The 22,833-nt window shown below is 62.6% G+C and carries 22 protein-coding genes; 15 read left to right on the forward strand and 7 right to left on the reverse strand.

Going from position 1 to position 22,833, the window contains the following annotated elements:
• Positions 1–50 precede the first annotated feature (50 nt).
• The 3 genes from G6N81_RS00485 to G6N81_RS00495 all read right to left on the reverse strand — a co-directional run bounded on the left by G6N81_RS00485 (position 51) and on the right by G6N81_RS00495 (position 2,272).
• The gene (locus tag G6N81_RS00485) at positions 51–1,121 is read right to left on the reverse strand and encodes a tyrosine-type recombinase/integrase (protein WP_165131557.1); all 1,071 of its coding nucleotides are present in this window, start codon (positions 1,119–1,121) and stop codon (positions 51–53) included.
• A 124-nt stretch (positions 1,122–1,245) separates the two neighbouring features.
• A complete protein-coding gene (locus G6N81_RS00490; RefSeq protein ID WP_165131560.1) occupies positions 1,246–1,896 on the reverse strand; it encodes a YPYG domain-containing protein in 651 nt (216 codons plus the stop codon).
• Positions 1,889–2,272 carry a hypothetical protein gene (locus G6N81_RS00495; protein ID WP_165131563.1) on the reverse strand — a complete coding sequence of 128 codons (384 nt, stop codon included), beginning with the start codon at positions 2,270–2,272 and terminating at the stop codon, positions 1,889–1,891. The genes G6N81_RS00490 and G6N81_RS00495 overlap by 8 nt, the downstream gene beginning before the upstream one ends.
• A 14-nt stretch (positions 2,273–2,286) precedes the next feature.
• Here G6N81_RS00495 and G6N81_RS00500 point away from each other — a divergent pair, with 14 nt between their 5' ends.
• Both G6N81_RS00500 and G6N81_RS00505 read left to right on the forward strand, forming a co-directional pair.
• Entirely contained in the window at positions 2,287–2,445 is a 159-nt protein-coding gene (locus G6N81_RS00500) for a hypothetical protein (RefSeq protein WP_165131566.1), read from the forward strand.
• Between the two features lie 289 nt (positions 2,446–2,734).
• Positions 2,735–3,787, forward strand: a complete 1,053-nt coding sequence (locus tag G6N81_RS00505) for a DNA cytosine methyltransferase (RefSeq protein ID WP_241245000.1) — start codon at positions 2,735–2,737, stop codon at positions 3,785–3,787.
• Here G6N81_RS00505 and G6N81_RS00510 read toward each other — a convergent pair.
• The 3 genes from G6N81_RS00510 to G6N81_RS00520 form a co-directional block, all read right to left on the reverse strand.
• The gene (locus tag G6N81_RS00510) at positions 3,754–4,878 is read right to left on the reverse strand and encodes an HNH endonuclease (protein WP_206527878.1); all 1,125 of its coding nucleotides are present in this window, start codon (positions 4,876–4,878) and stop codon (positions 3,754–3,756) included. The genes G6N81_RS00505 and G6N81_RS00510 overlap by 34 nt on opposite strands.
• 232 nt (positions 4,879–5,110) lie before the next feature.
• A complete protein-coding gene (locus G6N81_RS00515) occupies positions 5,111–5,593 on the reverse strand; it encodes a hypothetical protein (RefSeq protein WP_165131572.1) in 483 nt (160 codons plus the stop codon).
• Positions 5,594–5,684: 91 nt separating this feature from the next.
• On the reverse strand, positions 5,685–5,861 hold the full coding sequence (locus tag G6N81_RS00520) for a hypothetical protein (protein ID WP_165131575.1): 177 nt from the start codon (positions 5,859–5,861) through the stop codon (positions 5,685–5,687).
• A 314-nt stretch (positions 5,862–6,175) separates the two neighbouring features.
• On the opposite strand from G6N81_RS00520, the gene G6N81_RS00525 reads away from it, so the two are divergent.
• The 10 genes from G6N81_RS00525 (at position 6,176) to G6N81_RS00570 (ending at position 18,348) form a co-directional block, all read left to right on the forward strand.
• Positions 6,176–7,783: a xylulokinase gene (locus G6N81_RS00525; RefSeq protein WP_165137502.1), complete on the forward strand. Its 1,608-nt coding sequence runs from the start codon at positions 6,176–6,178 to the stop codon at positions 7,781–7,783.
• A gap of 42 nt (positions 7,784–7,825) precedes the next feature.
• On the forward strand, positions 7,826–8,497 hold the full coding sequence (locus tag G6N81_RS00530; RefSeq protein WP_378732000.1) for an L-ribulose-5-phosphate 4-epimerase: 672 nt from the start codon (positions 7,826–7,828) through the stop codon (positions 8,495–8,497).
• Between the two features lie 26 nt (positions 8,498–8,523).
• Positions 8,524–10,029 carry an L-arabinose isomerase gene (araA, locus tag G6N81_RS00535; RefSeq protein WP_165131581.1) on the forward strand — a complete coding sequence of 502 codons (1,506 nt, stop codon included), beginning with the start codon at positions 8,524–8,526 and terminating at the stop codon, positions 10,027–10,029.
• 150 nt (positions 10,030–10,179) lie between these two features.
• A complete protein-coding gene (locus G6N81_RS00540) occupies positions 10,180–11,508 on the forward strand; it encodes an ABC transporter substrate-binding protein (RefSeq protein WP_165131584.1) in 1,329 nt (442 codons plus the stop codon).
• A 73-nt stretch (positions 11,509–11,581) separates the two neighbouring features.
• Positions 11,582–12,499, forward strand: a complete 918-nt coding sequence (locus G6N81_RS00545; protein ID WP_165131587.1) for a carbohydrate ABC transporter permease — start codon at positions 11,582–11,584, stop codon at positions 12,497–12,499.
• The gene (locus tag G6N81_RS00550) at positions 12,499–13,434 is read left to right on the forward strand and encodes a carbohydrate ABC transporter permease (RefSeq protein WP_165131590.1); all 936 of its coding nucleotides are present in this window, start codon (positions 12,499–12,501) and stop codon (positions 13,432–13,434) included. The genes G6N81_RS00545 and G6N81_RS00550 overlap by 1 nt, the downstream gene beginning before the upstream one ends.
• Positions 13,435–13,450: 16 nt before the next feature.
• Positions 13,451–14,962 carry an arabinosylfuranosidase ArfA gene (gene arfA, locus G6N81_RS00555; RefSeq protein ID WP_165131593.1) on the forward strand — a complete coding sequence of 504 codons (1,512 nt, stop codon included), beginning with the start codon at positions 13,451–13,453 and terminating at the stop codon, positions 14,960–14,962.
• Positions 14,963–14,979: 17 nt separating this feature from the next.
• Positions 14,980–15,960: an arabinan endo-1,5-alpha-L-arabinosidase gene (locus tag G6N81_RS00560; RefSeq protein ID WP_165131596.1), complete on the forward strand. Its 981-nt coding sequence runs from the start codon at positions 14,980–14,982 to the stop codon at positions 15,958–15,960.
• Between the two features lie 70 nt (positions 15,961–16,030).
• On the forward strand, positions 16,031–17,287 hold the full coding sequence (locus G6N81_RS00565) for a D-arabinono-1,4-lactone oxidase (RefSeq protein ID WP_165131599.1): 1,257 nt from the start codon (positions 16,031–16,033) through the stop codon (positions 17,285–17,287).
• 41 nt (positions 17,288–17,328) lie between these two features.
• A complete protein-coding gene (locus G6N81_RS00570; protein ID WP_165131602.1) occupies positions 17,329–18,348 on the forward strand; it encodes a LacI family DNA-binding transcriptional regulator in 1,020 nt (339 codons plus the stop codon).
• A gap of 43 nt (positions 18,349–18,391) precedes the next feature.
• On the opposite strand, the gene G6N81_RS00575 is transcribed toward G6N81_RS00570, so the two are convergent.
• Positions 18,392–18,667 (reverse strand): hypothetical protein, encoded by a 276-nt coding sequence (locus G6N81_RS00575; protein WP_165131605.1) that lies wholly within the window; start codon positions 18,665–18,667, stop codon positions 18,392–18,394.
• Between the two features lie 99 nt (positions 18,668–18,766).
• On the opposite strand from G6N81_RS00575, the gene G6N81_RS00580 reads away from it, so the two are divergent.
• The 3 genes from G6N81_RS00580 to ilvD all read left to right on the forward strand — a co-directional run bounded on the left by G6N81_RS00580 (position 18,767) and on the right by ilvD (position 22,791).
• Entirely contained in the window at positions 18,767–20,203 is a 1,437-nt protein-coding gene (locus G6N81_RS00580) for an alpha,alpha-trehalose-phosphate synthase (UDP-forming) (RefSeq protein WP_165131608.1), read from the forward strand.
• Positions 20,200–20,994 carry a trehalose-phosphatase gene (gene otsB, locus G6N81_RS00585; protein WP_165131628.1) on the forward strand — a complete coding sequence of 265 codons (795 nt, stop codon included), beginning with the start codon at positions 20,200–20,202 and terminating at the stop codon, positions 20,992–20,994. The genes G6N81_RS00580 and otsB overlap by 4 nt, the downstream gene beginning before the upstream one ends.
• Positions 20,995–21,069: 75 nt before the next feature.
• Positions 21,070–22,791 carry a dihydroxy-acid dehydratase gene (gene ilvD / locus G6N81_RS00590; protein WP_241245001.1) on the forward strand — a complete coding sequence of 574 codons (1,722 nt, stop codon included), beginning with the start codon at positions 21,070–21,072 and terminating at the stop codon, positions 22,789–22,791.
• Positions 22,792–22,833 lie beyond the last annotated feature (42 nt).

Genomic DNA, 22,833 nt, shown 5'->3' on the forward strand with positions numbered 1-22,833 from the left:
ACCCGCAAATGAGAACTCAGGACGATCTCTGGGTTTACTCGTGGTTTTGGTCAGGGCGCGAACAGGGCACCGAGCACCTCCCGAGCCTCGGACGGACCAAGATTTTCTCGCCTGATGTAATGCTTTTTGGTCACAGAAACGTCGTGATGCCCGAGCTGAGACGCCGCCGCTTCTGCCCCCACCTCCGCTGCGAGGAGGGTTGCGACGGCCTTGCGGAAGGTGGTTGGCGTCACATCCTCGTATGGCGTCTTGGCGAGCGCTGCCGACCACATCCGCATCAGGTTTCCGTCCTGCTGAGGCGTACCCCGTGACGATGGGAACACGAGACCTGTGGTCGCCTGGATGCGTCGGCGCATCAGCATGTCGACGACGTACTGGGGAAGAGCGACCTTGCGTCTCGAATCGTCGGACTTGGGTTTGTCCTGGATCTTCACCTTCCCGTTGATCTCGACGAGTGTGCGCTCGAGGAATGCTGTCTTAGCGTCGAGGTCCACCCAATCCCAGCCGAGCGCCAAGACCTCGTTCGTGCGCGCTCCGGTGCCTGCATAGAAGTCAGCGACGTCGGAGATGCGTGTGTACCGGCGCCGCCCTTGCTTGTCGGGTGATTCGTCGCGGGCCACGAGCAGCGCGCGGATGGCTTTCACGTCGTCGACTGTGAGGGCCGTCTCGGCCTTCTTTTTGATCTGGACGGTCTCGGTGCCTTCGCCGAGGTTTGAGTCCAGGGCGCCTTTCCTGAGGGCGTACGCGCACATCTGCACCAGCACCGTGCGTGCGGTCTTGACAGTTGATGGGCCGACCTTGGATCGCGCCTTCTGCAAGACGCGATCGAGCAGCGGAACCGACAGCTCGCGAAGCCGTACCTCCTTGAGCGGCGGGGTGAGTACCCGTTCGGTGAGATCTCTGTATCGAGCCTTGGTGCTGTCTGCGCGGTCGGACTCGTCGACGGTGATTAGCCATGCGGTGGCGAGGGCGGTGAACGTTGAGTCTCGGGAGAGGACATCGCTGGATGGGGTGGCACGCTCCTTCATCGCCTTGATGAGTCGCCGCTCAGCTTCGGCTCCGGTTTTCCCGACGCGCTGGATGGGTCGTGTGACGCCGTCCCAGTCGCGGAAGTAAGCCACGGCTGTGTGCCGTCCGCCGATGGTCGTTCGGCGGATGCGTCCCCACGTTGCGAGCTCTAGGGGGTGGGCGGGTCATGACATGGCCTGATTCTGCGGAGTGCGGTTGTAGGTCGTTCTTTTCATGTCAGTACGCCAGGAAGCTCTCCATGACGGGGTTGCCGACCGTTCCGCCCACGTGGCATTCGACGTTCACGCCGGACTGTTCAGCGCCGAATTCGTTCGTGACGGTTGCGCCGACCTTGAGGTACCAGCCGTCATCGGTCTGCTCGTCGGCGAGCTTGTCCATGATCCAGTGGAGCTTCACGCCATAGGGGAACTCACGGTCTGCTGTCTGTTCGCAAAGTGACTGAGCGATCGTGCCGTCCACTGGCTGCGCATCACGCTCTTCTCGCTCTTTCTCTCGCTCAGCTTCCTGCGCCTCCTTCTCGGCGGCAAGGCGTTCATCGGCGCGAACGAGATGCAGCGTCACTGCTGAACCTTCCTCCGCAGTCCCCGCAGGTGTGGTGCCGGTGGCGTCCCAATTGGCGTAGGCGACGGGCGTCTCATCTCCTCCGTCGCCGCTGACGCTAAACCCGGCGTCGCGAAGGAGGTCGCGTGCTTCGTCGCCCGGTAGCCCTGCAACGACCGGCACTTCGATGGTGGAATCCGCTGCCACAGATGATTCTGAACCATCGTTCTCGCTTGCCACCCCTGCCGAGATAATGCCGGCGAGAACTACCGCAGTTGCGATGCCCCAAGCGATCGGCTTCTTCCAGAAAGGTTTCTTCTCAGACATGGGTCTCCTGCGGGATGAGAGATGCTCGGGCGAGCAACTGCTGGTATGCGTGGACAAGCTCTGGTGTGACGTCGAGATCGAATGCGATCGAGGGTACGTGACCGTCCCGGAGTTCCTCAGATGCACGGTAAGCGCTCATGCCGATGAGCAGATGTGCTGCCCACTCGTTCGCTCTGCGCTCCTGGCGCTTCCTCATGGGGCCGAACGGCTGTGGGAGGTGCCCGCGAAGCGTGGCTTCGTCCGGTCCGCGACACAGGCGCTTTCCAGCGTCATCCCTCTGGGGGCGATCGTCCTCCCCATCACGGGTGACGCGATCACCGGCACTGCTCTCGCGGTCGGCGGTGCGCTGGTGTCCGCGGTCCTCACGGCCTCGCATCGGCGCTATCGATCGTGTCGGCCGGCATCCCTGAGGACTACCAGGCGCGACCGACGTATGCACCGGGTGGCGTGAACATCGAAGCGCTCCCGGACGGGGCGGATTACAAGCACCTGCTCTTCAACAATGAAGACGGCACGCTACACACGGCCCGACCAGACGACACCGAATAAACAATCGCCCCTCTTGGGTGAGCCTTTGCCGGCTCCCCGAGAGGGGCGGTTTTCGCGTGCGCGGTGTCAGCCGGGGAAGTCGATAATCCCGTCCCCATCCCCAGGATGCTCAGCAAGAGCCTCACGATCCACGTCGCTGAGGCGTTCGAGATGCCGTTCGGCGGGTTGGTCACTGTACTTTAGTATCGGGTCCGTGCCCCTTCGCAGCAGGTAGGCTTGGTGGTCCCCGGCGTCGCGGCGAGTCTCCCGGATGAGCCGATGTCGGTGGCTCAAACTAGAGTCGGATGACATGCCCATAGAAGACGAAGACGGTGAGCACGTGGCTGTGATGACGATGACGGCACCCCAGGTCCTGCCAGTCAAGACTGTCGGCGGCGGACCAAGGCTTCGAGTTGCCAGCTTTTTCGCAGGCATCGGTGGCTTCGACCTCGGTTTCGAGAATGCCGGCATGGAGACCGTCTGGCAGTGCGAGAAGAAGGACTTCTGTCTCGACATCCTGGCCAAGCACTGGCCGAACGTTCCGCGTGCAGAAGACATTACGGAGGTAAAGCCAGATGACATCCCGGAAGCCGACATCTGGGTCGGAGGATTCCCCTGCCAAGACATCAGCCTCGCTCGAATGGGTCCCAGGAGTGGGCTCCGAGGCAAGCAGTCAGGACTCTTCTACGACTTTGCGAAGCTCATTGAAGCGCGTCGCCCCGAAGTTGTCGTCCTCGAAAACGTTGCGGCACTCCTCTCTTCCCACGATGGACGAGATTTCGCAATCATCCTTCGGACGCTGGCCGACATCGGGTATGGCGTCGCGTGGAGAGTACTTGACAGTCGACACTTCGGCATCCCCCAAAGCCGAAGTCGAGTCTTCATTGTCGGATCTCTTAGAGGAACAGACGCCGCCGGATCGATACTTTTTGAGTCCGAACGCGGCGACCGGAATTCTGAGAAGAGCCGACCGAATGGGCAGAAATCTGTTTCCCCCTTTGCGATCAGCGTTGGAGATCCTCAGCGAGGATTCGTCAAGAAGCTCGCACACTGCCTCTACGCCGAGTCAGCACGTCACACAGGAACGGACTGGTCCCGAAACTACGTCTCCTACCCCGAGGGACGAGTCCGTCGGCTGACTCCGCTGGAGACCGAGCGGTTGCAGGGCTTCCCTGACGGTTGGACGATGCCTGTAAAGGAAATCGCCAGCATTAACACGTTGGACTCTGCCCGCTACCATGCTTGCGGCAATGCTGTGTCGGTGCCGGTTGTGGAATGGATCGGGCATCGCATCATCGAGCAACTCGGTGAACTGCTGATCGACGATCGCTACGCGGCGAACTCTATGGCCAAATCCGCGTAAAGCACGTCGAGGTATTTCTTGCTGGGCCAAAGCGCCGGCTCTTCCGGGAGCCACTCTTCGGGAACGACAAACTTGTGCTGTCCGATCTTGGCGAGCGTCGCAGCTGCGAAGTTCGCAATGGCCAGCTCTGTGAATTTAAGCGTGCAGGCGCTTCCTTCATAAACTGGCACCAATAGCGCTGCATCAAAAGCCCAGTGGTGGAGCTTGCAGAGGCTGATGCCGTTGGGAACAACGTCGAGGTCGTACTTACTCCATGCCAGAATGTGTGCAGCATCAACTCCCGAGCGCACCGAGGCTACTCCGCCGTAGACAGCACCGCAGAATGCGCAGCGGTTCCCGTACGCTGCGCGGATGTCGGTACTGAACCTCCGTCCTGATACCCCTCGGATCTTTGCCAGCCTGTACTCGTGAGCGGATCGCGCGCTGACAGTCGGCTCATCCTCGCCAATTTCGTCGGGTGGAGGAAGCGACGGGCCCGGGCTGGGAACAATGCCCAAGATTGCTTCCAGTCCCAATAACGGATCAGTGTCCGGTTGCCACCCCGATGCGGCACCGATGAGTGCTCCTTGAAGCTTGCGCACTATCGAGCTGAGGTGAGTGTCGACCGGGTCACCACTCGCCATGAACGCTCGGTGCTCAACGACAAGAGATCGCACGTTTGTGGGCAACGCGTCGAGATGCTCATAGACGGCTTCGATCCGCGCCCAGCGGTTGCGTATGCCGATAGTCACTTTCTCATTCTGATTGTCGATGTCGACGAAGACAGGGTCGATAGTGACCACATCATTGATCCCCGTGAACTCCGTGTCGGGACCGAACCCGAGACGCGTGAGCACATATCCCTTGTGTCGAGCAACAGGTAGGCCGCTGAACGTTCCGTTGAAGTTCCGGCGCGGATCGGGGAGCATCAGCATCGAAGCAAGCATGCGCCCGATCTGAAACGCTTGCGGGCGCAGCGACCGGAGCCGAGGTTTGCCGCTCTCGCCCGGATCAAGCCAGAGGTCAGTGTCTCGGACGATGCCGTCCGGCCACCTCAACTGGAACGTCCAGGCTTCGAGGCTGATCGCGGTGTAAGCCGAATCGCTTCCCACGACTTCGTACTCGCCACGACCGCCAGACGTCCGAAAGCCAATGTGCAATCGAGTCTCCTCCGGCCAGTCACGGTGATATCGACCCGATCATATTGGAGGTCAGCCGAAGATCCTGCGCGGCGCGCTCTCAACCTGCTCGATACGCAACCCGGCGGGATGATGGTCCGACTGTGCGACCGTCCAGGTGGCGCATGTCAGTTTCTCCGTCAGAATGAGGGGCGCATTCGTCGTGTCAAGGGAGGAAGAGGCTTGAGATGCTCGCGATGGTCGTCACGACGAGCCCGCTCCCGACGAGCACAAGGTTCCAGCGGTTGGAGTCGAGAATGCGTTGCAGCAGCCATTGGCTCTCGTGCTGCGCGAGATGGGGTAGGTTCTCAAGGGTCGCCCGCACGAAGCCGTGTTCGCCATGCTCAGAGTCGTGACGGATGTGCATCTCGGCGAACACGGGTTTCCACTGAGCGTGCCACGCCTCATGCTCTTCGGGCGTGAGCTGGGCGCCTCCGTTAACTTCTACCTTCGCGGCTCGGTCGGCGTCCCGCTTCTGCTCGAGCTGTTTAGTCTCCGCACGCTGCTTCGCCTCGAGGCGTTGGAGCTGGGGGATTCGGTCCTTCGCTTTGATGATGTCCCGTTGCGTGGAGATGACGGCGTTGAAGAGCCCCCACCCGGTGAGGACGAGACCGACGACATAGAGCGCGGCGGTGATGACTGTGAGCATGAGTTCCACTGTGCCAACCTATCGAGCCGCATCCGGGGCGGCAGATGCCCCCGATACTCGGCGAGCACCGCATCGCGTTGGTCACGGAGGGTTATCCCGGGAAATCCACGATCCCGTCACCGTCCCCAGGATGCGTTGCCGGGGGCCATTCGATCCGCCACCCGTATTCCCTGCACACGTCCGCGCCGCCCTCGGGGTACGCCGTGACGCCGCAAGCGGGGCAGATGGGTTGCGCGGCGGCGTCGAGATCGTCGGAGTAGTCCGTCACGAAGAACACGGTACGTGACCTTGCGCTTGGGTGCTGACTGTCCGTCTCTGGATTTACTCGTGGTTTTGATCGTTGCCCAGCCGTGCCCGACGCGACCCGTGCGGGGACGCACCCGCAGAAAGTCAACGCAGGGGCACGCCGGGACGCACCAACCCTTACCAGTGGGTTCAGGGTTCAAGTCCCTGGGGGTGCACCACTGAGAAGGCCCCGGATCTCCATGATCCGGGGCCTTCGTCGTTTCATTTCTCACACAATTGTGAGCGCTAACATGTATGCTGGCGGCAGACGGATCAGCTCCGTCGCGAGACGAACGGATGGTTGCAATGGGGCAGACGGAGAACTTCGCTGACGCAATTCGCGGCGGACAGACGGCACTGGGTATCGAGCTTGGCTCGACCCGCATCAAGGCATGTCTGACGGATCACACGGGCACCACGCTCGCGTCGGGCGGCTACGAGTGGGAGAACTCGCTCGTTGACGGCCTGTGGAGCTACCCGATCGAGCAGGTCCACGAGGGCCTCCGAGCGGCGTACGCGGACCTCGCTGCCAACGTCACCGCCGCGCACGGTATGACGCTCGAAAAGGTCGGTGCCATCGGCGTCTCGGCGATGATGCACGGTTACCTCGCGTTCGACGCTCAGGGCGACCTTCTCGTTCCTTTCCGCACCTGGCGCAACGTCAACACCGAACGCGCCGCCGCGAAGCTGTCTGGTGAGCTCGACTTCAACATCCCCCTGCGTTGGTCGGTTGCCCACCTCTTCGAGGCCGTTCTGGGCCGGGAAGAGCACGTTGCGAGCATCTCGCACATCAATACACTCGCCGGCTATGTGCACGAGAAGCTCACCGGCGAGCGGGTGCTCGGCGTCGGTGATGCCTCCGGTGTCTTCCCGATTGACCCCGCAACGGGCACCTATGACGCTGCGCGCCTGGCCAAAACGGACGCTCTTCTTGCTGAAGCCGGCGCCCCACACCTCACGCTCGCGAACGTTCTTCCTGTCGTCAAGCGTGCGGGGGAGAGCGCCGGTGTCCTGACGGAAGCGGGCGCTGCTCTTCTCGACACGACGGGCTCACTTCAGGCCGGTGCGATTGCTGCCGCCCCCGAGGGCGACGCGGGAACCGGCATGGTGGCGACGAACGCCGTTTTGCCTCGCACCGGAAACGTCAGCGCGGGAACGAGCTTCTTCAGCATGGTTGTTCTGGAGAAGCCTCTGACCACTCGTCATGAAGAGATCGACATTGTGACGACACCCGCGGGTGACCTCGTCGCGATGGTGCACTGCAACAACGGGGCCAGTGAGCTCGGCGCCTGGGCAGGTGTGTTCCGCGAGTTCGCGGTCGCCCTCGGCTCCTCGGCGTCCGCCGATGACGTCTTCGGCGCCCTGCTCAGCGGGGCACTCACGCCTGGTGCCGACGATGGAATCCTCGCCTACAACCACCTCTCGGGTGAGCCGATCGCCGGCCTCCCCGAGGGACGCCCGCTCATCGTGCGTACGCCGTCGTCGACGCTGTCGCTTGCGGGTCTCATGCGCGCGCAGGTGCGCGGATCTTTTGCCACGCTCAGCCTCGGGATGCGTGCCCTCGCCGACGAGGGAGTCCAGATCGACGAGATGCACGCCCACGGCGGAGTCTTCCGCACCGCAGGCGTCGCTCAGCGACTGCTGGCGGCCGCGCTGGGCGCTCCTGTTGTCGTCGGTGAGACGGCATCCGAGGGCGGCGCGTGGGGAATGGCCGTTCTGGCCGCCTACACCCTCTCTGCGTCCGATCAGCCCCTCCACGCCTGGCTCGACGAGACGATCTTTGCCGGCTCCGAAACGAGCCGCGTCACCCCGACCGCCGACGACATTGCCGACCACGCGGCATACCTTGATCGGTGGGCCGATGGCCTCGCCATCGAGCGCACCGCCGTCGCGACAACCCGCTGAGAGGAAGCACCCATGCCTGCTGTCACCGAAGTTCCCGCCGCAATGCGGGAGGCGGTTGACGCCGCCAAGAAGAGAGTTGCCGATCTGCACGATGAGCTACCCCGCTGGGAGCTTGTCGTCTGGACAGCTGGCAACGTGTCCGAGCGCGTCAAGGGTGTCGACGGACATCCCGATGTGCTCGTCATCAAGCCCTCGGGCGTTTCGTATGACGAACTGGACGCCGAGGCGATGGTTGTCACCGACCTCAAGGGTGAACTCATCGAGGGCACGCGCAATCCGTCGTCAGACACCGCCGCGCACGCGTACGTCTACGAGCACATGCCCGAGGTGAACGGCGTTGTGCACACACACTCGACGTACGCGACAGCCTGGGCCGCGCGCGGCGAGGAGATTCCCTGCGTTCTGACGATGATGGGCGACGAGTTCGGCGGAGCGATCCCCGTTGGTCCCTTCGCGATCATCGGTGATGACTCGATCGGCCGCGGAATTGTCGAAACGCTCTCGGGCCACCGTTCGCGCGCCGTTCTGATGAAGAACCACGGACCCTTCACCATCGGCAAGGACGCGAAGGACGCCGTCAAAGCGGCCGTTCTGCTGGAAGAGGTTGCCCGCACGGTGCACATCTCTCGCCAGCTTGGCGATCCGGTCGCTATTCCGCAGCAGTACGTCGACTCCCTCTTCGACCGCTACCAGAACGTTTACGGCCAGCACTGACGCTCGCGGCCACGAAAGGAACACCCATGACGAAGGCATATGCCGACAAAGAGATCTGGTTCCTCACGGGAAGCCAGGATCTCTACGGCGAAGAAACCCTCAAGCAGGTTGCGGAGCAGTCGCAGGCGGTTGCACGCGGACTCGACGACGCCGCCGAGGTCCCCGCGAACATCGTGTGGAAGCCGGTTCTGAAGGACTCAGCATCGATCCGCCGGGCCATGCTCGACGCGAACGCTGATGACAACGTGCTCGGCGTCATCACCTGGATGCACACGTTCAGCCCCGCGAAGATGTGGATCGCGGGCCTCGAAGAGCTCGTGAAGCCGCTTCTTCACCTGCACACCCAGGCGAACGTCGAACTCCCATGGGACACCATCGACTTCGATTTCATGAACCTCAACCAGGCTGCGCACGGTGACCGCGAATACGCGTACATCCTCAGCCGGCTGGGCAACGCCCGCAAGACCGTTGTCGGACACGTGAGTGACCCGCGCGTGATCTCTGAAACCGCAACATGGGTGCGCGCCGCCGCCGGTCTGCACGCGGCGAAGAACCTTAAGGTTGCTCGCTTCGGCGACAACATGCGCTTCGTCGCCGTGACCGAGGGCGACAAGACCGAGGCCGAGATCAAGCTGGGCGTTCAGGTGAACACCTGGGGCGTCAATGAACTCATCGAAAAGGTCGATGCCGCGACCGATGCTCAGATCGACGCACTCGTTGCTGAGTACGAGGCGCAGTACGAGGTTGTCCCTGAGCTGCAGAAGGGCGGCGAGCGTCACCAGTCGCTGCGCGACGCCGCGGCAATTGAGGTGGGCTTGCGCACCTTCCTGACCGAGGGCGGTTTCGGTGCTTTCACCGATAACTTCGAGGACCTCGGGACGCTGAAACAGCTTCCCGGCATCGCCGTGCAGCGCCTGATGGCCGAGGGCTACGGCTTCGGCGGCGAGGGGGACTGGAAGACGGCCGTTCTCGTCCACGTTGCCGGCGTGATGGGTAGGGGCCTGCCCGGAGGCGCCAGCCTCATGGAGGACTACACCTACGACCTCACTCCGGGTGAGGGCCAGATCCTGGGCGCTCACATGCTGGAGGTGGCCCCGTCGCTGTCGTCAAAGAAGGCACGCGTTGAGATCCACCCGCTCGGCATTGGCGGCAAGGACGACCCCGTCCGCCTCGTGTTCACCGCTGACCCGGGCCCGGCGATCGTTGTCGCTATGAGCGACATCCGCACCCGTTTCCGCCTGGTGGCAAACGTTGTCGAGAACGTCGAAACGCCGGATTTGCCGAACCTTCCCGTCGGCCGTGCTGTCTGGAAGCCCGCGCCGAACCTCCCCACCAGCGCTGCGTGCTGGATGGCGGCTGGCGCGGCCCATCACACGGTGATGTCGAATGCCATCGGCATCGACGTGTTCCGTGACTTCGCCGCGATGGCTGGTATTGAACTCGTCACAATCGACGAGTCGACGACGGTTCACGGTTTCCACAATGAGCTGAAGTGGAACCAGGTCTACCACCACATCAACGGCGGTCTCTGATCTGAAAGAACCGACCGAGATACTGTCAAGGCTCCGCCCCATGGGTGGAGCCTTGACAGTATCTCGGAGATGCGTAGGATAGATTTACAACGATTACCTACAACGTTGTAGATCCCTACAGACGAGGGTGTCGAAAGGACAGCACACGATATGAAGAACCGACTTCTCGCGAGCGGTGCAGCAGTCGCCGTCGCGGCAGTAGCACTGACGGGATGCTCGGGTGATACCCAAGCTTCCTGCACGAACACCATCACGAAGACAGACGCCGAACAGGTGACTGTCTGGGCGTGGTACCCCGCGTTCGCTCAGGTCGTTGACCTCTTCAACGAGACTCACGATGATGTGCAGATCTGCTGGACCAACGCTGGTCAGGGCAACGATCAGTACTCGAAGTTCTCGACGGCGATCGAAGCCGGTTCGGGCGCGCCCGACGTTCTGCAGCTCGAGTTCGAGGTGCTTTCGAGCTTCGCGATTCGTGATGCCCTTGTTGACCTGAGTGAGTACGGAGCGAACGACGTTCGCACCAACTACACCGACGGTGCATGGGAAGACGCATCCAGCGGTGACGCTGTGTACGCCATTCCTGTCGACGGTGGCCCCATGGGCATGATCTACCGCGCGGATATCTTCGACGAGTACGGCATCGAGGTTCCCGAAACGTGGGACGAGTTTGCTGACGCCGCACAGGCACTCAAGGATGCGGGCGCTCCCGGCGTTCTCGCCGACTTCCCGACCAACGGTCGCGCCTTCAACCAGGCCCTGTTCGCGCAGGCCGGAAGCACGCCGTTCGTTTACGACAGCGCGAACCCGCAGGAGATCGGCATCGAGGTCAACGACGACGGCGCGAAGGAGGTTCTCGCCTACTGGCAGGACCTCGTCGAGCGCGACCTCGTCGCAACGGACGACGCCTTCACCGCTGACTACAACACGAACCTCGTCAACGGCACCTACGCCGTCTACATCGCTGCAGCATGGGGCCCGGGATACCTCGGTGGCCTCGCTGACGCCGACGAGGACGCCGTGTGGCGTGCGGCACCGGTCCCGCAGTGGGACACTGCGAACCCGGTCCAGATTAACTGGGGTGGCTCGTCCTTCGGCGTGACGTCGCAGTCGGACAAGCCCGAGCTGGCCGCGCTCGTGGCGAAGGAAATCTTTGGCACAGAAGAAGCATGGGAGATCGGCGTCGACCAGGCAGCGCTGTTCCCGCTCTGGACCCCGGTTCTTGAGTCCGATGAGTTTGCGCAGAAGGAATACCCCTTCTTCGCCGGCCAGAAGATCAACGAGGACGTGTTCCTCGAAGCCGCAGCCGGGTACGAGGGCTTCACGTTCAGCCCGTTCCAGAACTACGCGTACGACCAGCTCACGGAAGAGCTGTACGCGATGGTCGAAGGCCAGCAGAACGCCGATGAGGCGCTCGACACGCTGCAGGACAGCCTTGAGCAGTACGCAACGCAGCAGGGCTTCGAGCTCCTGAACTGACACACCCCCTGAACGTCGGGCCGGTCGCGATATGCGCGCGGCTGGCCCGATGTGACCGGTCGACGGAGACTCCATGACGACTACGACGGCAGCCCCCACGAGGCCGCGCATCAGCTTGCAGCGCAAGCGCCAGCGATACGGCTGGTTCTACGTGACGCCGTTCCTCGCGATTTTCGCTCTCTTCTTTATCGTTCCGCTCGGCTATGCGGCGTGGATGAGTCTGTTCTCATCAACGCTCGCGGGCGGATCACAATTCGCGGGTCTCGGCAACTATGTGCGGGCCTTTACGGACCCGCTGTTCATCGGTGGTATAGGACGCGTCGCGGCCTTCGGCCTCGTGATGATTCCCGCACAGTTGATCGTTGCGATCACCGCGGCGCTTGTGCTCGACACACTCGCAACAACGCTGTCGAAGATCTCACGACTGCTGATCTTCGCGCCCTACGCGATCCCCGTTGTCGTGGGCGCGTTGATGTGGAGCTTCCTCTACAGCCCGCGGTTCGGACCGGCATCGACGATCTTCGAATGGTTCGGCATGGCCGCACCAGACTTCCTCTCGTCGAGTGCGATCTTCGGCAGCCTCGTGAACATCGTCACATGGCAGTGGGCCGGCTACTACATGATCATCGTGTACGCGGCGCTTCGCTCTGTTGATCCCGCGATTTACGAAGCGGCGCGCATCGACGGTGCGAACGGGTTCCACATCGCGATGCGCATCAAGGTTCCGATGATTTCGAGTTCGATGGTCATGGTCATCACCTTCGCTCTTATCGGCACGCTCCAGTTCTTCACCGAACCCGTTGTGCTCCGCAGCATGGCGGCCGGCGCGATTGACTCGGCCTACACCCCGAACATGTACGCATACGCGCTTGCGTTCCAGTACAGCCAGTTCAACTATGCCTCGGCGATCGCGTTCTCCCTCGGAATCCTCGTGTTTATCGGGTCGTTCATCTTCCTGTTCTTCACGCGCAAGCAGAGCGGACTGAAATAATGGCTCTGACGACCAACACGCCCATCGACTCCCACACAACAACGACGGGACTGTCGAGCAGGATCAACCGTGGCGCAGGACGTGCTAATCGCTTGGGCGGCCGCCGCATTGGCTCCCACGTTTTCCTGCTCATCCTCGCTTTCTACTTCTTCATTCCGCTGTGGTGGCTGTTCGTCGCATCGACGAAGTCGACGGGTGAGCTGTTCGGGAGCCCCGCGTTCTGGTTCGCCGACATCACCAACTTCGCCACCAACGTGCAGGGCTTGTTCATGCACGACGGCGGAATCTACTGGCGCTGGCTGGGGAACTCGTTTCTTTATGCCTTGGCAGGAGGCCTCGGTGCCACGATTCTCGCGGTGCTTGCTGGATACGGGTTCGCGAAGTACTCGTTTCGTGGCCGCGGCGCCGTTTTCGGCGTTGTCCTCGGCTCGGTCATGGTTCCGCTCACGGCGCTCGTCGTCCCCACGTTCGTGCTGCTGAGCGAAGTCGGGCTGATTAACACCCCATGGGCCGTGATTCTGCCCAGCCTGCTGAACCCCTTCGGCGTTTACCTCATGCGTATCTACACCCAGGATGCGGTGCCCGACGAAATGCTCGAGGCCTCCCGCATCGATGGCGCGGGGGAGTGGCGAACGTTCTGGCAGGTGTCCCTGCCTCTGCTCCGCCCGGCGATTGTGACGGTGTTCCTCCTCGCTGTTGTGCAGCAGTGGAACAACTTCTTCCTCCCACTTGCAGTCCTTACAGATCCCGATCTCTTGCCCGTCACCGTCGGACTAAACCGTTGGACCGCTCTGTCGAACGCCGGCGCCGGCGGCGAACAGGTGTGGAACCTCATCACATCGGGTGCCTTCATCTCAGTGGTCCCGCTCCTCCTGTCATTCCTGCTGTTGCAGCGGTACTGGCAGGGCGGGCTCGCCATCGGAAGCATTAAGTAACAACCAAGGAGAAACTGTGCCTACCGCACGTATGACGATCGATCCCCACTTCACGGTCGGTGAGATTAAGCGAAACCTGTTCGGCGGATTCGTCGAGCACCTCGGACGCCATGTTTACGACGGCATCTACGAACCCGGCCACGAGCAGGCTGACGCCGAGGGCTTCCGTCAGGACGTCATTGAGCTCGTCCGCGAGATGGGCGTGTCGACGATCCGTTACCCTGGCGGCAACTTTGTCTCTGGCTTCCGCTGGGAAGACAGCGTCGGACCGCGCGAGCAGCGTCCTCGTCGCCTCGACTTGGCGTGGCACTCGACCGAGACGAACGAAATCGGCATGCACGAGTTCTCGTCGTGGCTCGACAAGGTTGGTAGCGAGATGATGCTCGCCGTCAACCTGGGAACGCGCGGAACGCTCGAGGCGCTCGATCTGCTCGAGTACACGAACCTTCCGGGCGGAACGTTCCTGTCGCAGAAGCGCATCGATAACGGCAAGAAGGACCCCTTCGCCGTCAAGATCTGGTGCCTCGGGAACGAAATGGATGGCCCGTGGCAGCTCGGTCACCGTTCAGCCGATGACTACGGCAAGATCGCATCCCAGACGGCGAAGGCGATGCGTCAGCTCGACGAATCGATCGAGCTCGTTCTGTGTGGTTCTTCGAGCGCTCACATGCCGACCTTCGGCGAGTGGGAGCGTCAGGTTCTTCACCACGCATATGACGATGTCGACTACATCTCGTGCCACGCGTACTACGAAGAGAAGGACGGCGACACTGCGTCCTTCCTCGCCAGCGCGACCGACATGGACTGGTTTATCGACACCGTTGTGGCGACGGCCGACCACGTCGGCGCCGTCAAGGGATCGAAGAAGAAGATCAACATCTCCTTCGACGAGTGGAACGTCTGGTATCAGGCACGTTTCCGTGATGTGGACCGCATCGAGGGGCTCGACAACTACCCGGTTGCGCCGCGTCTGCTCGAAGACATCTACTCGGTTGTTGACGCGGTCGTTTTCGGCAACCTGATGATCTCGCTTCTCAAGCACGCGGACCGCGTGACGAGCGCCTCGCTCGCGCAGCTGGTCAACGTGATCGGCCCGATCATGACCGAGCCCGGCGGCCCCGCCTGGCGCCAGACGACGTTCTTCCCGTTCGCGATTACCTCGCGTCTGGCGAAGGGCGAGGCGCTTGAGCTCAAGCTCGACGCGCCGACGTACTCCACCAAGGAGTACGGCGAGGTGTCGCTGGTCGACTCCGTTGCCACGCGCGATGCGGAGACGGGCGAGGCCGCTGTTTTCCTTGTGAACCGCTCGCAGACGGAAAGCATCGAGGTCACGATCGACATCGCCGGTCTCGGAGACGTCGCGATTGCGGAAACGCACATGATCCACGATGAGGACATCTACGCGAAGAACACGCTCGAAGACCGCGAGCGCGTGTCGACGAAGCCGAACGACTCGGCACGCATCGACGGCGGAACGCTGACGGTCACCCTGCCTCCTGTGTCGTGGACGGCACTTGGGCTCGCGTGACAGTGCGGCACCCACGCATGACGAAGGCCGCCGCGACACTTGTTGTCGCGGCGGCCTCCGCCTTCGCGCTCTCAGCGTGCGCGGATGCGACACCGGCAGACGTGCTGACCGGTGATCTCCTCGTTCACGACCCGGTTCTTGCGCAGGACGGCGATGCCTGGTTCGTCTATTCGACCGGCAACGGGACGATCTCAGACGGCAACGTGCAGATCCGGACATCGCTCGACGGGAAGAACTGGACGTACTCCGGTGCCGTGTGGGAAAAGAAGCCGGAGTGGCTGCGCGAAGAGGTGCCAGGCGTCGACAACGTCTGGGCGCCCGAGCTGTATCACCACGACGACACCTGGTACCTCTACTATTCCGGGTCGACGTTCGGGCAGAACACCTCGGCAATCGGCGTCGCCACCAACACGAGCCTCGATCCTGCGGCCGACGACTATGAATGGGTTGATCACGGGGTGGTTGTGCAGTCATCTTCTGGTGACTGGTTCAACGCGATCGACCCGGGAGTTGTCGAAGACACGGATGGGACGCCATGGCTGGTGTTCGGCTCGTTCTGGGGCGGGATTCAGATGGTCGAAATCGAATGGCCTTCGGGAAAGCCCGTTGACGGCGCGGAACAGTTCACGGTGGCAGATCGGGTCGATCCGCCCAACGCGATCGAGGCGGCTAACGTCTTCGAGCGTGGCGGCGACTATTACATGATCTACTCGCGTGACTCGTGTTGTCGGGGAACGGACAGCACATACAACATGGCTGTGGGACGCGCTTCTGACGTGACGGGTCCCTACCTTGATCGTGACGGCGTTCCGCTCCTTGAAGGCGGGGGAACGCCGCTTCTGGAAACCGAGGGAGACCGTATCGGTCCGGGCGGCCAGTCCGTCTGGGGGGACACGCTCGCCTTCCACTTCTACAACGCCGAGCACAACGGCGCACATGAGCTCGCCTTCCGGCAGCTCTCGTGGGATAGCGACGGCTGGCCGTCGGTCTCCTGGTGACGCTGGTTCCAGTGATACAAATGCCTCAGGGGTGTCGGGAACGGCGCCCCTGAAGCGCGAGAGGACGACGATGACGACGACAGATGAACGCAACTGGGCGGGCAATCTCGTCTATCGCGCGGAACGCCTTGCTGCTCCGAAAACCCAAGAGGAGCTGAGCGCCGTTCTCGCCGAGGCGCGCCGAGCGAGCGTGATCGGTACGCGACACTGCTTCAATGACATCGCTGACACAACAGGAACCCTGATCTCGCTGGCAGAAATGCCGCGCGAGATCGATGTGGTGGGCGATGCGGTTCGCGTGTCAGCGGGGACACGGTACGGCGATATTGCTCCACAGCTCCAGCGCGCGGGACGGGCCTTGGGCAACCTCGCGTCACTTCCGCATATCTCGGTTGCGGGGGCAGTTGCGACGGGCACCCACGGGTCCGGAGATCGCATCGCTAACCTCTCCGCTGCCGTTCGCGCGATGACGCTCGTCACGGCCGACGGCGATGTTCGCGAATTGCGGCGCGGAGATGATGATTTTCCTGGCGCCGTGGTGCATCTGGGGGCGTTGGGTGTGGTGACGCATCTTGAGCTTGATACGGAACCCGACTACGAGGTTGCTCAGCGGGTCTTTGATGCGCCGCGCTGGGCCGATGTTCTTGCGCGCTTCGATGAGGTGACGGCGCTGGGCGACAGCGTGAGCATTTTCACGGCCTTCGAAAGCACGGATGTGGCGCGGCAGCTCTGGGTCAAGCGACGTGTTCCCCACGGCGAGATCGACACGGCGCTGATTGAGCGCATCGGAGCACGTCCGGCCGATGGGCCACGTCATCCGATTCCCGGAGTTTTCCCCGATGCCTGCAGCGAGCAGAACGACGTTCCCGGACCGTGGTTCGAGCGCCTCCCGCACTTCCGCTTGGCTTTCACCCCTTCCGTGGGAGAAGAACTGCAGAGTGAATACCTGCTTCCACGAGAACGCGCAGCCGAGGCGATTGACGCCCTCCAGACGTTGTCGTCATCGATTGCGCCACTTCTGCATGTGTGTGAGATTCGGACGATGAAGGCAGACGACCTGTGGCTCAGCCCTGCGCACGGTCGCGACAGCGTGGGAATCCACTTCACCTGGCATCGAGATGAGCCCGCCGTTCGCGAGCTCCTTCCGCGCATCGAGGCGATCGTCGCTCCGCTGGGCGCCCGCCCTCACTGGGGCAAGATCTTTACGATGCCGGGTGATGAAGTGCGCTCGCGCTACGACCGGTGGGAGGATTTCCGGGAGCTGCAGCAGCGACTCGACCCGCGCGGCATCTTCCGAAATGCCTATCTCGAACGAGTTGGCCTCTAGGCTACGAGTTATAACGTTGTAACAATGGGTGGGAGAATCTGATGGCGGTGACGCTCAAGGACGTGGCGCAAGCTGCCGGTGTGTCGATCAAGACGGTGTCAAACGTCATCAACGACTACCCGCACATTCGACCGATAACGCGCGAAAAGGTCGAGCAAGTGATTACTGAGCTCGGGTACACGCCGAACCAGACCGCGCGAAATCTGCGCTCGGGGCGGACGGGCGTGATTGCGCTGGCGGTTCCCGATTTGTCGCTCGCGTACTTCGCCGAGCTGGCTGCGGCCGTGATCGAGGCAGCTGAAAAGGCGAGCCTGACGGTGCAGGTTGAACAGACCGGTGGCACGCGTGAGCGTGAAATCGCCCTGCTGCGCACGCCGCGCCTCCAGCAGACCGATGGAGTGCTCTTCAGCCCGCTTGAGATGAGCCAGTCCGACGCACACCTGCTCGATGTGGGATACCCGCTCGTGCTTCTCGGTGAGCGGATCTTCGGTGCGAACTGTGATCACGTCACGATGCGCAATACGGAAGCCGCGCGCGCTGCAACCGATTTTCTGCTGGATACGGGCCGTCGCCGCATCGCTTTGGTGGGTGCCCACGAGGGAGAGGTGATCGGTTCTGCCGGTCTCCGCCTCAAGGGGTACCGGGACGCGCTCGATGCACGCGGCATCGCATACGACGAGCAGCTCGTTGCGCCAGCGGGGGAGTGGCACCGCGTTGATGGTCTGGAATCCGCTCGTGAGCTGCTGGAGCGTGGCGTCGAGTTCGATGCGCTGTTCGCCCTCAACGACACCCTGGCGTTCGGCGCAATTCGCGCGCTCGAAGAGTCGGGCCGGCGGGTTCCTGACGACGTCGCGGTGATTGGTTTCGACAACATCGATGAATCGGCATACTCACTCCCCGCGCTGACGACGGTGGATCCCGGACGGGAATGGATCGCGCAACGCGCCGTTGACGCGCTTGTCGAACGGATCGCGAACGCTGACTTGCCTCCGCGTCAGGAACTGGCAGCCTTCCGTGTGATCGAACGGGAGTCCGCGGTGGCGCCGGGAGCGCGTGACTGATTGCCGTGACCAGCGTTCCCGCTGATCATGACAAGAGCTCGGTTTAGCGTCGCTTTTTCTTCTTCGTCGATGCCGGAGCCGCGACGCGCGAGTACTTGGCCTCCTGTCCAGCGATGGGTGAATCGGCAGGAACCGTGCCGCCGCGCTCCGCTCGCCGAATGTCGAGGATCATCCCGATCGACATCGCGAATGTGATGCCCCAGCTCAGCCATGCCAGAGCGACACGCCATGTGAAGTCACGTGACTCTGACCCCTTCAACAGCGCCAAGCCGTTCGTGACGGCGCTGATGAGTCCGGTTCCCAGCAGGTATCTGCGCATGACGTCCACGCTACCGCTTCTCGGGCCTCCAGCCGAGAAGAGCGCGCATTGCCCTCGGGGTATGTGCGTCACTAGGCTGGCCGAAGAGACGGAGGAAACATGTCGCGAGCAGATCTGGTCGTCGTTGCCAACCGCCTTCCTGTTGACCGCGTAGAGGGGCCCGACGGCGAACCGTCGTGGCGCCGTTCACCCGGTGGACTTGTTACCGCGCTAGAGCAGGTGATGCAGAACCTCGATGGCGCCTGGGTCGGATGGGGCGGGAAAGCTGACCTCGAGGTTGATCCCTTCGAGTTCGATGGAAATCTCCTTGTACCGGTCAAGCTCAGCCCTGCTGACCTTCAGGACTACTACGAGGGTTTCTCCAACGGCACGATTTGGCCGCTCTACCACGATGTCATCGCCGCCCCGGTCTACAAGCGCTCGTGGTGGGACGCATATGTCCGCGTGAACCGACGCTTTGCCGAGGCGGCCGCCGAGGTCGCCAACGAGGGTGGCGTCGTATGGGTGCAGGACTATCAGCTGCAGCTGGTCCCGAAGTTCCTTCGCGAGCTTCGTCCCGACGTCACCATCGGCTACTTCCACCACATTCCGTTTCCCGCATACGCCTTGTTCGCCCAGCTCCCGTGGCGCAAACAGGTTCTCGAGGGCCTTCTCGGCGCCGATGTTGTCGGATTCCAGCGGCTCGCCGATGCGGGCAACTTCCAGCGCTCTATCCGGCGGTTGCTCAGCTACCCGACAAAATCCGACACCGTTCAGGTCCCGGATGGCGAGGGCGAAACACGACTCGTCATCGCGAAGCACTATCCGATCTCGATTGACGCCGAGCAGTTCATCGCCCTGTCGAAGGATCCCGCGATCATCGCGAGGGCAAAGGCATTGCGCGAACAGGTGGGAACCGACACTCTCCTTCTCGGTGTTGACCGTCTTGACTACACCAAGGGCATCCGTCACCGGTTGAAGGCGCATAGCGAGCTCCTCGCCGATGGCCGCCTCACCGCCTCGGCGGCAACGCTGGTGCAGGTAGCGAGCCCCTCGCGGCCCGGTGTTGAGGCGTATCAGGACTTGCGCGACGAAATTGAGAAGACGGTGGCGCGCACGAATGGCGATTATTCGTCGGTGGAGTACACCGCGATCCGGTATCTTCATCAGGGCTTCCCCCGCGAAGAAATGGTGGCACTGTACCTCGCTGCCGATGTGATGCTCGTCACGGCGTTGCGTGACGGAATGAACCTCGTTGCGAAGGAGTACGTGGCCGTTCGCGCCGACAACACTGGCGTTCTCGTTCTCAGCGAGTTTGCTGGCGCCGCTGACGAGCTCGGAAGCGCTTTGCTCGTGAATCCTCATGACATCGACGGCACGAAAGACACGATCATGCGGGCGATCAACATGCCGAAAGCAGAACAGGCACGTCGGATGAAGACCATGCGGAAGAAGGTCATGGATCACGATGTGGAGAAGTGGGGGCGTTCCTTCCTCGCCGACGTCGACGCGCTGCGCAAGGAACGGGCAGACAAGGCAGAAGCGGACAACGCATGAGTTCGATTCCGGAGGGATTCGGCGAGGCGATCGCGCTCCTCGCCCAGGCGCCGCGGCTTCTCGTTGCGCTGGATTTCGATGGAACGCTTTCGCCGCTGGTTGACGAGCCGATGACAGCTCGGGCAACGCCAGAAGCGAAAGCCGCTGTGCAGGCGCTGGTGGCCTCCCCACAGACTACGGTCGCGTTCGTCTCCGGACGCTCGCTTGCCGACCTGAGGGTGATCGCAGAACATACCGACGATTCTCAGGTGTGGCTTGCCGGCTCTCACGGTGCGGAGCACTGGCGCCCCGCGGGAGCTGCCCCGCGGTTGCGGGCGATGAGTGATGGAGCCGAGCGCGAGGCGCGCCAGGCCGCGGAACTGGCGACGGACGCCGAAGCGGCTGTTCACGGAGTCGACGGTGCGTGGATTGAGCACAAGGCCTTCGGCTTTGCACTGCATACTCGGCGCGCTCACGCAGAAGATGAGGCAACCGCCCGCGACGCTGTTGACACGATCGTGGCAAAGCGCGCGCCATCGTGGCGTAGGCGGGACGGCAAGAACGTTGTCGAATTCGCGTGGCGTCACGAGGGTAAGGACACCGCTATCGCTGAGCTGCGTGAAGCCGTTGGCGCCGACGCCGTCCTCTTCGCCGGCGACGATGTTACGGACGAGGACGCGATACGTTCGCTCGAAGACGGCGACATGGGAATCCATGTTGGGGCGGGCGAAACGGTCGCCTCCTACGTTGTTGACGACACGCCGACACTCGCCGCCGTGCTCACGGCTTTGGCGCGGATTCGATCAACCTGATGGCGTGACACGCTCGATGGTTTGCAGGATGCGGACCGGTTCGGAGCACTGCGACTCTGGGAATAGGATGCGAGAGTGAGTGACAACGCAGGAACCGAACCCACGACCGGCATCGATATCAAGCCGCGCAGTCGTGTAGTAACGGATGGCATCGAGGCGACGACCTCGCGCGGAATGCTTCGTGCCGTCGGCATGGGCGATGACGACTGGGACAAGCCTCAGATCGGCATCGCGTCCAGCTGGAACGAGATCACACCGTGCAACCTTTCTCTCGATCGCCTCGCGCAGGGGTCGAAGGAAGGCGTACACCGCGGAGGCGGCTACCCGTTGCAGTTCGGCACGATTAGCGTCTCTGACGGCATCTCCATGGGCCACGAGGGAATGCACTTCTCGCTCGTGAGCCGCGAGGTCATTGCCGACAGCGTCGAAACGGTCGTGATGGGCGAGCGCCTTGACGGAACCGTGCTGCTGGCGGGCTGCGACAAGTCGTTGCCCGGAATGCTCATGGCTGCCGCGCGTCTCGAGCTCGCCAGCGTCTTCCTGTACGCCGGTTCGATCGCGCCCGGCTGGGTCAAGCTCGACGATGGCACTGAGAAGACCATCACGATCATTGACTCCTTCGAAGCCGTGGGTGCCTGTAAGGCCGGCCAGATGTCCGAGTCCGATCTGAAAAAGATCGAGTGCGGGTTCGCTCCGGGCGAGGGCGCGTGCGGCGGCATGTACACCGCCAACACGATGGCCTGCGTTGCCGAAGCGCTCGGCATGAGCCTTCCCGGCTCGTCCACGCCGCTGTCGGCCGACCGTCGCCGCGACATGTACGCGCACCGCTCTGGTGAGGCTGTCGTTGAGATGCTCCGCAAGGGGATCACGACAAAAGACATCCTCACGAAGAAGGCGTTCGAAAACGCCGTGACCGTGGCGATGGTTCTCGGTGGTTCGACAAACGCCGTTCTGCACCTGCTGGCCATTGCTCGCGAGGCCGGCGTTGACCTCACCCTCGACGATTTCACCCGCATCGGGCAGCGCTCTCCGCACCTGGCTGATGTGAAGCCGTTCGGCCAGTTTGTGGCCCAGGACTTCGACCGCGTTGGCGGCATGCCCGTTGTGATGAAGGCGCTGCTTGACGCGGGCCTGCTGCACGGCGACGCGATGACCGTCACGGGAAAGACGGTCGCCGAGAACCTGGCTGATCTCGACATCGCGCCGCTCGATGGTGAGGTAGTTCGTTCGCTCGACAACCCCATCCACGCAACCGGTGGACTGACGATTCTTGATGGTTCCCTTGCTCCCGAGGGTGCCGTGGTGAAGACCGCCGGCTTCGACGCTGAGGTGTTCGAGGGACCCGCGCGCGTGTTTGAACGCGAGCGCGCCGCCATGGACGCTCTCACCAACGGCGAGATCAACAAGGGCGATGTCGTTGTGATCCGTTACGAGGGTCCTAAGGGTGGGCCCGGGATGCGCGAGATGCTCGCCATCACGGCTGCCATCAAGGGCGCTGGCCTTGGCAAGGATGTACTACTGTTGACGGATGGTCGATTCTCCGGCGGCACAACCGGCCTGTGCATCGGCCATATCGCTCCGGAAGCGGTGGACGCAGGTCCCATCGCGTTCGTGCGCGATGGTGATCTGATCAGGGTCAATGTCGCCGCTCGCTCTCTCGACCTACTCGTCGACGAGGCTGAGCTCGCCTCCCGCCGCGAAGGCTGGGAGTCGTTGCCTCCGCGCTACACCCGCGGCGTTCTCGCCAAGTACTCGAAGCTCGTGCGGTCCGCCGCTCAGGGCGCTGTCACCGGCTGACACGCCTCCGCTTCTACGACTGCCGTTCGCTCGAACAGATCA

The sequence above is a fragment of the Microbacterium amylolyticum genome (assembly GCF_011046975.1).
Classification (GTDB): domain Bacteria; phylum Actinomycetota; class Actinomycetes; order Actinomycetales; family Microbacteriaceae; genus Microbacterium; species Microbacterium amylolyticum.